This window comes from Pleomorphochaeta sp., assembly GCF_050031695.1.
In the GTDB taxonomy this organism is placed as follows: domain Bacteria; phylum Spirochaetota; class Spirochaetia; order Sphaerochaetales; family Sphaerochaetaceae; genus Pleomorphochaeta.
On the sequence record NZ_JBNAIC010000010.1, the window covers coordinates 1 to 10,482 of the forward strand.

General features: G+C 29.0%; 8 protein-coding genes. 6 read left to right on the forward strand and 2 right to left on the reverse strand.

Going from position 1 to position 10,482, the window contains the following annotated elements:
- A partial coding sequence (locus tag ACPKM0_RS01135; RefSeq protein WP_472472958.1) for a MerR family transcriptional regulator occupies positions 1-674 on the reverse strand: 674 nt, incomplete at its 3' end.
- A 107-nt stretch (positions 675-781) separates the two neighbouring features.
- On the reverse strand, positions 782-1,813 hold the full coding sequence (locus ACPKM0_RS01140; protein ID WP_472472959.1) for an NAD(P)-dependent alcohol dehydrogenase: 1,032 nt from the start codon (positions 1,811-1,813) through the stop codon (positions 782-784).
- A gap of 254 nt (positions 1,814-2,067) precedes the next feature.
- Between ACPKM0_RS01140 and ACPKM0_RS01145 the strand changes: the two genes are divergently transcribed.
- From ACPKM0_RS01145 to glmS, 6 genes are all read left to right on the forward strand, one after another.
- Positions 2,068-3,033 carry a sugar ABC transporter substrate-binding protein gene (locus tag ACPKM0_RS01145; RefSeq protein WP_472472960.1) on the forward strand — a complete coding sequence of 322 codons (966 nt, stop codon included), beginning with the start codon at positions 2,068-2,070 and terminating at the stop codon, positions 3,031-3,033.
- An 82-nt stretch (positions 3,034-3,115) separates the two neighbouring features.
- Positions 3,116-4,609 (forward strand): sugar ABC transporter ATP-binding protein, encoded by a 1,494-nt coding sequence (locus tag ACPKM0_RS01150; protein WP_472472961.1) that lies wholly within the window; start codon positions 3,116-3,118, stop codon positions 4,607-4,609.
- A gap of 19 nt (positions 4,610-4,628) precedes the next feature.
- Positions 4,629-5,693 (forward strand): ABC transporter permease, encoded by a 1,065-nt coding sequence (locus ACPKM0_RS01155; protein ID WP_472472962.1) that lies wholly within the window; start codon positions 4,629-4,631, stop codon positions 5,691-5,693.
- Positions 5,694-5,770: 77 nt separating this feature from the next.
- On the forward strand, positions 5,771-6,760 hold the full coding sequence (locus ACPKM0_RS01160) for a LacI family DNA-binding transcriptional regulator (protein ID WP_472472963.1): 990 nt from the start codon (positions 5,771-5,773) through the stop codon (positions 6,758-6,760).
- A gap of 16 nt (positions 6,761-6,776) precedes the next feature.
- Positions 6,777-8,255 carry a xylulokinase gene (gene xylB, locus ACPKM0_RS01165; protein WP_472472964.1) on the forward strand — a complete coding sequence of 493 codons (1,479 nt, stop codon included), beginning with the start codon at positions 6,777-6,779 and terminating at the stop codon, positions 8,253-8,255.
- A gap of 160 nt (positions 8,256-8,415) precedes the next feature.
- Entirely contained in the window at positions 8,416-10,227 is a 1,812-nt protein-coding gene (glmS, locus tag ACPKM0_RS01170) for a glutamine--fructose-6-phosphate transaminase (isomerizing) (RefSeq protein ID WP_472472965.1), read from the forward strand.
- The last annotated feature ends 255 nt before the right edge of the window (positions 10,228-10,482 follow it).

Sequence of the window (10,482 nt, forward strand, 5' to 3'; positions counted from 1 at the left end):
AATTTATCCATATTTTTAGTAAATCTTGAATCTGATATATACATATCTGCTAAATTATTAAGCATCTCATTATCACAATCATAATAATACTTGTTTATGTGATCTTTCCATTTTTGGACTAAAGTTTGTGCTTCTAAGCAATCACTTTCTTTATTAATAATTTTTGAAAACCCTTCTAAAATATTGTTGCTTTCTTCTTTAATAATTTCCCATTGTTTTTTTGAATAAGAATCGGTGTGTCTTTTGCTTTGTTTATAAGCTTTAGTGTTTCCCCATTTTTCTTCAACTTCTTTAGTATATTCTTTTTTTGCCTTGTTAATTTCATCCATATTAAATTCTTTAAAACTCATGTTGTTTTCTCCTTTGATTACCGAATCAATTAGTGATAATAAATTTTCTAATCGATCTCTTTTCTTTTCTAAAAGTTTTCTTTGTGCATTTAAAGCTTTTTCTTTATCAAAGTTTTTATCGTTAATGATTGTCTTTATTTGTGATAAAGAAAAGTTTAGTTCTTTATAAAATAGAATTTGTTGAAGCTTTTTAATACTTTCGTTATCATAAATTCTATATCCAGAATGATTTTTTCTTGAAGGTTTAAGTAACCCAATTTTATCATAATACTGCAATGTTCTTATGCTTATATTAGATAGTTTAGCTAGTTCGTTAATAATCATATTATCCTCTTATAAATTAATATAAACTATTACGTAACGTTATAGTCAAGTAAAAAAAGCTGCTTCTAATAAGAAGCAGTAAAATTAAGGAAAAAAGATTAATTTATTTATTTATGTAACATGATTTTAATTGCATCACCAGGTTCTGTTGCTGCAAATTCAAAAGCTTCTATTGCATCATCAAAACTGTAATTATGTGTAATTAAAGGTTTTACATTTAAAGTTTTTGAACTAATTAATCTTAGAGATTTTTCAAACATATTTACATATCTGAAAATTGTGAATAATGTTATTTCTTTTGCTTGGCAGCCAACAACATCTAATTTTACAGGTTCAATTGGCATTCCAATTAATACCGCACGACCACCAGGTCTAACAAATTTTGTGAATGTTGTTAAAATATTTTTTGCACCAGTTGCTTCAAAGAAAACATCAACTCCATTAATAGTATTATCTTTTATTATTTGATCTAAATCTTCTTTTTGAGAATTTACACAGATTATAGAAGGGTAGTTTTTTCTAACTATATCAAGTTTATCATCTTTAATATCAGAGATTATTACTTTAGAACATCCTGAAGCTAAAGCTGAAATTGCTGTAACTATTCCAATAGTCCCAGCGCCCATAACTAGTGCCGTATCTCCTGGTTCTAATTGAGCTTTTTTAGCAGAATACATACCAATAGCTACTGGTTCTACAGCTGCACCCTCTTCAAAGGAGACATTGTCAGGTAATTTAAAAGTTAATATACCAGGGTGAACAAAAGATTCTCTTAAACAACCGTGAATAGGTGGAGTTGCCCAGAATTTAACTTCAGGATCTAAATTGTACATACCATTCATTGTTTCTGAACTTTGGAAATTAGGTATTCCAGGTTCCATACAAACTCTGTCTCCAACTTTTAGATGTTTAACATTAGATCCAACTTCAGTAACTATTCCACTAGCTTCGTGTCCTAATACCATTGGTTCTTTTACAACAAAATCTCCAATCTTTCCATATTTATAATAATGAACATCACTACCACAGATTCCAACACATTGTGGCTCAACTCTAACATCATTTGGAGATAGTTCTTCTTTTATTTCTATCTCACGCATTGTAATTTTGTTTACTTCTTCAAGAACTAATGCTTTCATTCTAATTTCCTTTATATAATAATCTAGTTTAATTATTTGCATAAATAAAAAAGGATGTCAAGAAAAATATTCTATAATTTTTATTGTAATTTGCGCAAAATAGATAAAAAAATATTTATTATAAATTTTGTAAATACCTATATATAAAGAAAATAGATAAAATAAAATTTGTAAAAAATTTCTTGACAAGCAAAATAACTATGATAATATAAGACACAGAGAAAAATTTTTATTAATTTTAAAAGGAGTATTAAATGAAAAAAGTTTTATTAGCTATTTTGTTAAGTTGTGTATCATTAAGCATGGTTTTTGCTAATGGTGCATCTGAAGAAAAAGAAGATGTGTATAAAGTTGCATATATTGCAAGAGCACAAGCTGACTCTTTTGCTGCATGGTTAGCAAACTCAATTAAAGCAGAAGCAGAAAAATATCCTAATATTGAAGTAAGTGTTTTTGATGGACAAGCTTCAGATGATATTGAAAATTCAATGATTGAAAATGCAATTACAAACCAATTTGACGCTATAATCATACAACCAAACAATGGTGAATCTCAAAGACCTTATGCAGAAAAAGTTGTTGATGCAGGTATCATTTGTATAACTACAAATGCTCGTATTTCTGGTATTGATGGTGCATCTTCAGTTGATGCTGATCCTTATGAACAAGCTGCTGTTAATGCAAGAGTTGCTGTAACTCAAATTCCTGAAAATGCAAATGTTGTTGTATTACAAGGCCCTCCTGGAAACTTCCATGCTGACCAAAGAAGAATTTCTTGGGAAAAAGAATTCTTTGAAAAACGTTCTGATGTAACTATCGTTGGTGAACAAATTGCAAACTGGAATAAAGATGAAGCAATGGCTCATATGGAAGACTGGGTACAAGCTAATGATAAAATTGATGCTATTATTGCTATGAATGACAATATGTGTGCTGGTGCATTAGAAGTTGTAAAAGATATGGATGAATATAATGATATTTTATCTTACGGTGTTGATGGAACAGCTGAAGCTTGTTTATTAATCAAAGAAGGTAAAATGACATCAACTTGTTTACAAAGTGCATTTGACTTAGCTTCTAATCTTTTAGCAACTGTTAATACATTGTTAACTGAAGATGATGCTCAACAAATTGATATAGATATTGACTGTCCATTAGTAAATGCTGATAACGTTGATGAATATATTGCAATGTATAAAGAAGTTGGATTTATTAAGTAATTTAAAGTCTAATTTAAATATGGGGTATATTTCTAAATATACCTCATATGTTTGTATAAATAAAAACAGAGGGTAAAAAATAATGAGCCAATATAAATTGGAAGTAACAAATATTGAAAAATCCTTTCCTGGTGTAAAAGCATTAGATAATATTAATTTTGCTGTTAGGCCTGCAACTGTACATGTTCTTTGTGGGGAAAATGGTGCTGGAAAATCAACTTTAATGAAAATAATTAACGGTGTCTATCATCAAGATGCTGGTGAAATTAAGATTGATGGAAAAGTTGTAGATATAAGAAATCCTATTCAAGCAAGAGAACATGGTGTTTCTATGATTTTCCAAGAATTAAACTTCGTTCCTGAAATGAGTGTTGAAGAAAGTTTAATTTTAGGAAAATGGCCTAAAAATAAAATTAATCGAATAGATTGGAAAGCAATAAGAGAAAATGCTGTTAGTCTATTAGAAAGTGAGGGGTTATCTTATAACCCACAGCAACAAGTTAAAGAGTTATCAGTTTCTGATTGTCAAATGCTTGAGATATTGAAAGCTGTTTCTAATAACTCTTCAATAATTATTATGGATGAACCAACTTCTGCAATTTCTAATAAAGAAGTTGAAAGTTTATTTGAAAAAATAGCAGAATTGAAAGCTAAAGGTGTAGCTATTATTTATATTTCACATAAAATGGATGAAATCTTTAGAATTGCTGATGATATTACAATTCTTAGGGATGGAACTGTTGTTGATACTAAACCTGTTGAAGAATTAACTATTGAAAAAGTTATTAATTTAATGGTTGGTAGAGAGTTTGATAGCAGTAATTATCCTAAAGAAGAAGTTGAAATAAAAGATGATAAGCTTGTTGTTAAAAATTTCAGTAAAGCTGGTGTATTTAGTGATATTAACTTCCATGTAAAAGAGGGTGAAATTGTAGGATTTGCTGGACTTATGGGAGCTGGTAGAACTGAAGTTATGAGAGCTCTGTTTGCTTTAGATCCTTATGATGAAGGTCAAGTTTATTTATCTAATAAAGAAATTGAAATCAAAGATGTTGGAACTAGCATAAAAAATAAACTTGTAATGCTAAGTGAAGATAGAAGAAGATTTGGTATCATTCCTGTTAGAGATGTAAAAGAAAATACAACGTTATCTTCACTAAAAAAGATTTTTTACAAGGGTTTCTTACATTCTAAAGAAGAAGTTGATAGTGTAAATGATATTTGTTCTAAAATGAATGTTAAAACACCAACAATTTCTACAGCCATAGAAGCTTTAAGCGGGGGGAATCAACAAAAGGTTGTTCTTGCAAAGTGGATGTTAAGTGATCCAGAAATATTAATCTTAGATGAGCCAACTCGTGGTATTGATGTAGGTGCTAAATTTGAAATTTATAAATTAATGACTGATTTAGCAAAAGATGGCAGAGCCCAAATCATGGTTTCCTCTGAACTGCCAGAATTAATTGGTATGTGTGATCGAATATATGTTATGGCTGAAGGGAAAATACAAGGGGAGTTAGAAAGAAAAGACTTCTCTCAAGAAAATATAATGCGCTACGCAACAGGTATGAAATAGGAAATAAGGAGTTTTAGTTTTGGAAAATAAATCTAAGAAGTTCGGACAAGCTTGGTCTTCTCTGACAAAAAAATATAGTATATTCATGGTTCTAGTTGTTTTGTTTATCATTTTTACATTTGTGAATGAAAACTTTTTTTCACCTAGAAACTTATCTAATGTTTCAAGACAAATATCTGTTACAACGATACTTGCTTTTGGTGAAACTATCTTAATTATATGTGGTATGCTTGATTTATCAGCAGGATCAGTACTAGCTCTTTCTGGTGTTTTATCAGTTGCTGCATATCAAGGAACTCAATCAATGTTTGTTGCATTTGCTGTAGCTATTTTAGTAGCAGTTGCATGTAACTTTATAAATGGACTTATGGTTACTAAGTTCAAAACACCTCCTTTTATTGCAACACTTGCAATGCAAGCAATGGCAAGAGGTGGAGCTTTATTATTTACTAATGGACAAAATATATATCAATTAGGAGATTATGTAAAAGTTGGACAAGGTTCTATAGGGTTTTTGCCAACTCCAGTAATATTTTTAGTTATAACATTAGTTTTTACTTGGTACATATTAAAAAATACAGCATTTGGTCGTTCCTTATATGCAATTGGTGGTAATGAAGAAGCAGCTGTAGCATCTGGTATTAATGTTAATAGAAATAAAATGGTTGCTTTTTTAATTAACGGTGTATTTGTAGGTATTGCAGGTGTATTATTTATGTCTAGAGTTAATGCTGGTCTTCCTAATGGTGCAATTAACTATGAATTTACTGCATTAACTTCATCAGTTATTGGTGGAACAAGTTTCTCAGGTGGTATTGGTACAGCTGGTGGTACAGTAATTGGTGCATTTATTGTTGGTTTCTTAAATAATATTATGAATTTACAAAATGTTAATTCCTATTTACAACAAGTTGTACGTGGTGCAATAATTGCATTAGCTGTTATATATGATATTTGGTCAAAAAATAGAAGAACAAAATCTCATGTAGGTAACATTAATGATAAAGTAGAAAATGAGAAGTCAGAAAAATCTGAAAATAAGGAAAAAAATAAAGCAATATCTGATAATGATACGAAAAGTTGATAAATAAATAAATTTATTGAAAGATTATGGTTATTAGATTAGAATTATAGAGATATCTGCACAAAAGGAGTTCTAAAGTGAGCAGTAGAAAACAAGTTACTTTAAAAGATGTTGCTGAAGCTGCAGGTGTTTCTATTTCTACAGTTTCTCATGTAATTAACAATACAAGATTTGTTAAACCTGAAACTCGACAATTAGTTGAGAAAACTATGGAAGATTTATCTTTCGAAAGAGGGACAGGTTTTTCTAAAAAAACAAGATATATTGGTTTAATTGTTGCTGATATTACTGAGGATTATTCAATTTCGGTAATAAAATCTATTGAAAATCATTGTAGAGAAGTAAATTATTCAATTATTGTATGTGATTCTCAAGATGATTTAAAACTAGAACAACAAAATATTAATAAACTTTTGGACAATGAAAGAGTTAGTGGAATAATTATTTCTCCAGTAAATTCTTTTGCTTGTGATCCAAGATTAAAAACAACAAGAGTTCCAATAGTTTGTTTTGATAGAAAATTTGAAAACGTAAAAAAAGTCTTTTTTGGGATTAATAATCTTCAATCTGGATATTTTGCTTCAACCTATTTATTTAATCATGGTTGTAAAAATGTTGGTTTCATAGGATATCCTCAAGAAGTTTTTAGTGTACATCAACGAGAATTAGGTTATCGATTAAGTTGGCAAGAAAAGTATGATGAAAAACATCCTAAAATAAAGAAGATTGATTATTTTCAAGAAAATGCTATTGAAGAGATTTCGAAATTTGTAAAAAAGAATAAAGTTGATGGACTTATATGTGCAACATCAGGTGTTTGCCATTTAGCTATTAAAGCTATCCAATTTTTAGAATTAAACATACCAAATGATATTAAAATAGTTACTTATGATAATAATAAATGGTTCGATATGCTTCAATTCCCTATTTCTGTAATAACACAACCTGTAAAAAAGATTGCAGAAGCCTCTGTAGATATGATGATACAATTAATTGAACATCCTAATGACCAAAACCTTGAAAGATCTGAAATATTATTTGAAACAGGATTTATAGATAGATTATAATTAATAGGAGTTAATTTTGGCTATAGTAGCAGGAATAGATTGTGGTACTCAAAGCACAAAAGTAGTTTGTTATGATTCAATAAGCAAAGAAATAATAGCAAAAGCAACATCTTCTCACAAGTTGATTTCAAAAGAAGATGGAACTAGAGAGCAAATGGCATCTTGGTATATTGATGCTATAAAAGATTGTTTTTCACAAATACCTAGTGAAACAAAATTTTTAATAGAAGGTATTGGTGTATCAGGACAACAACATGGTTTTGTTGCTTTAGATGAAAATAAAGAAGTAATAGTTCCTGTAAAATTATGGTGCGATACATCTACCTCAGCTCAATGTAATGAAATTACAGAAAAGGTTGGTGGTGAAGATAAGGTTTTTGAATTAATCCAAAATCAAATATTACCTGGATATACAGCATCAAAGATTTTATATTTAAAGCAAAATAATAAAGAAGCTTATGATAAATTAGCTCATATTTTACTTCCTCATGATTATATAAACTTTTACTTAACTAATAATATTACTATGGAAGAAGGAGATACTAGTGGTACAGCTTTATTTGATGTAAAGAATAGATGTTGGTCAAAAGAAATCTTAAAAGCAATTGATAGTGAAAGAGATTTATCTACTTGTCTTCCTAGAATTATTAAACCAAACGAAATCCAAGGATTTGTAAGAGAAAGTGTTGCTAAAGAATTAGGTCTTAATTATGAAGTAATTGTTTCTTGTGGTGGTGGAGATAATATGATAGGTGCTATTGGTTGTGGTTGTACTCATGAAGGTTCACTCGTAATGAGTATGGGGACTAGTGGTACTTTATTTGGTTATAGTGAGAAAGTTGTAAGTGATAGAAGATCAAGATTAGCTGCATTTATTTCATCAAGTGGTGGATATTTACCTTTATTATGTACAATGAACTGTACTGTAGTTTCTGAACAGATTAGAAACTTATTAAAAATAGATGTAAAAGAATTAGATATATTAGCATCAAAAGCAGAAGTTGGTTCAAATGGGATTTCGATTCTTCCATATTTTAATGGAGAAAGAGTTCCTAATTATCCTAATGGCGAAGCTACAATTTTTGGAATGAATAGTGCAAATACTTCTAGAGAAAATATATCAAGAGCTGCTCTTGAAAGTGGTGTTTTTGCAATGAAGATAGGTCTTGATGCTTTTGTAGAACTTGGTTTTAAAGCTAAAGAACTTATACTAATTGGTGGTGGAGCTAATAGTAAAATTTGGTCTCAAATGGTTAGTGATATCTTCAATTTACCGGTTACTATTCCAACTATTCAAGAAAGTGCTGCGTTTGGTGGAGCTATTCAAGTATTAAGTTTAATTGAAAAAATAACTATAGATGAATGTGCAATAAATCATTGTGGACAAAATATTAAAGCTTCTTTTTCTCCTGTTGAAGAGAATTATGAGAAGTATAAAAAAGCTTATGGAAAATATTTAAAATATGATAAAGCTTTAAGTCCTCTTTTTAAATAGAAAAATTTAGAATATTTATTACCTTAAATATATTAATCATAAATTGAATAATATATTTTAAGTTTTTTTTTGTTCATAAAATCAATTTAATACTTTTCACTACTTTAAAATTAAAATATTTGTTATACTAATAATATATTAATTTTAAGGGTGATTTATTATGTGCGGAATAGTAGGGTTTTGTTCTAATGGTGATAACGATTTTGAAGCATCAACTATATTATTAGATTGTTTATCTAAATTAGAATATAGAGGGTATGATTCAGCGGGTATAGCATTATTAAATGATAATGATTTACAAATAAGAAAAGCTAAAGGTAGATTATCTAATCTAGAAAATTTAATTTCTACTTCTCCAATTACTGGAAATGTTGGAATTGGGCATACAAGGTGGGCAACACATGGTGAGCCTAGTGATGTAAATTCTCACCCACATACTGATGTAAGTAATGATATTGCAGTAGTACATAATGGAATAATTGAAAATCATGCTAAGTTAAGAGAATGGTTAGAAAAACATAATGTTAAATTTAGAAGTGAAACAGATACTGAATGTGTTGCACATTTAATTGATTTTCATTACAACGGAGACTTATTATTAGCTGTTAGTGAAGCTTTAAAAAGATTAGAAGGTTCTTATGCATTAGCTGTAGTGTGTAAAAGTAATCCTAATTGTATTGTTGTTGCCAAAAAAGACTGTCCATTAATTATTGGTAGAGGTGAAGATTATAATATAATAGCTTCTGATGTAACACCTTTGTTAGAATATACTAGAGAAGTACAATATTTAGATGATAATCAAGTAGCTAAAATAACAAGTGATAAAGTAGAGATTTATGACGAAGATGGAAACTTAGTAGATATTGATATAACTCATGTTGATTGGGATATGCAATCAGCACAAAAAAATGGTTATGAACATTTTATGCTTAAAGAAATTGTCGAACAACCATATGCGATTGAACAAACTTTTAAGGCTAGAGTTTATGGTGGAAAACTAGATTTAGGTGAAATTGCAAATGCAGTAAATAATGCTAAAAAAGTTGTTATTGTTGGTTGTGGGACAGCTTATCATGCAGGAGTTGTTGCAAAATATGCAATAGAACATTATGCAAGAATACCCGTAGAAGTTGATGTTGCTTCTGAATTTAGATATAGAAATCCTATTATAAATAAAGATGATTTATGTATTGTAATATCTCAATCTGGTGAAACTGCAGATACTCTTCAAGCAATGAGAATACTAAAAAGTAATGGAGTAAAGATTATTGCTATAACTAATGTTGTTGGTTCGACTGTATCAAGAGAAGCAGATTATGTTATGTATACACAAGCAGGTCCTGAAATAGCAGTTGCTTCAACAAAAGCTTTTACAACTCAGTTAATGTGTGTTTATTTACTAACTTGTTCTTTAGTTAAAGATGATAAAATCGCTAAATCTTTAATGGATGAATTAGAAACTATTTCTGAAAAAGCTCAAAAAATAGTTGATAGACAAGAAGAAATACAAAAATTTGCAGCAAGGCAATTTAATAAGAGCAAAGTTTTTTACTTTGGAAGACAAAGTGATTTTGCAATTTCTCTTGAATCTGCATTAAAACTAAAAGAAATTAATTACACTCATTCAGAAGCTTTTGCAGCTGGTGAATTAAAACACGGACCTATAGCTTTAGTTGATGAAAATACATTAGTTGTAGCTTCCTGCTGTAATCCTATTCTTTACGATAAAATGGATTCTAATATGAAAGAGGTAAAAGCTAGAGGAGCTAAAGTTTTATCAATAACTTTTGAAGCTAATAATTCTTTTGAGAATGTTGCTGATGAAGTTTTCTCTATCCCTAACACCGATCCTTATCTTTCTCCAATCTTGAGTGTAATTGTAACTCAGCTTTATGCATATTATTGTGCTATAAATAGGGGTAATGATCCAGACCATCCAAGAAATTTAGCAAAAAGCGTAACTGTAGAATAATAACTATTTGCTATATAAATTAATAAATAACTAAATGAATAATATTAGAAAAGAAGAATTATTCATTTAGTATTTAAATTATTTTGTTTATTTATGCCCCTATTTTTATTGTAGTATCCTGTCTTTGACAGCTAAAATTTAAAATACCCCTCATAAATCCTTACTGTGAAAGGAATAATTAAGGGGTATAATTACAAAAAGTTGTAGTTTTTTTTTTAGAAAAGTAATTTTTTTTAAACTTTTTTTGTTTTAGCT

Excerpts from the sequence above, each read along its gene's own strand:
- ACPKM0_RS01140 (WP_472472959.1), bottom strand. The coding sequence starts at position 1,813 with ATGAAAGCATTAGTTCTTGAAGAAGTAAACAAAATTACAATGCGTGAG.
- ACPKM0_RS01145 (WP_472472960.1), top strand. The coding sequence starts at position 2,068 with ATGAAAAAAGTTTTATTAGCTATTTTGTTAAGTTGTGTATCATTAAGC.
- ACPKM0_RS01150 (WP_472472961.1), top strand. The coding sequence starts at position 3,116 with ATGAGCCAATATAAATTGGAAGTAACAAATATTGAAAAATCCTTTCCT.
- glmS (WP_472472965.1), top strand. The coding sequence starts at position 8,416 with ATGTGCGGAATAGTAGGGTTTTGTTCTAATGGTGATAACGATTTTGAA.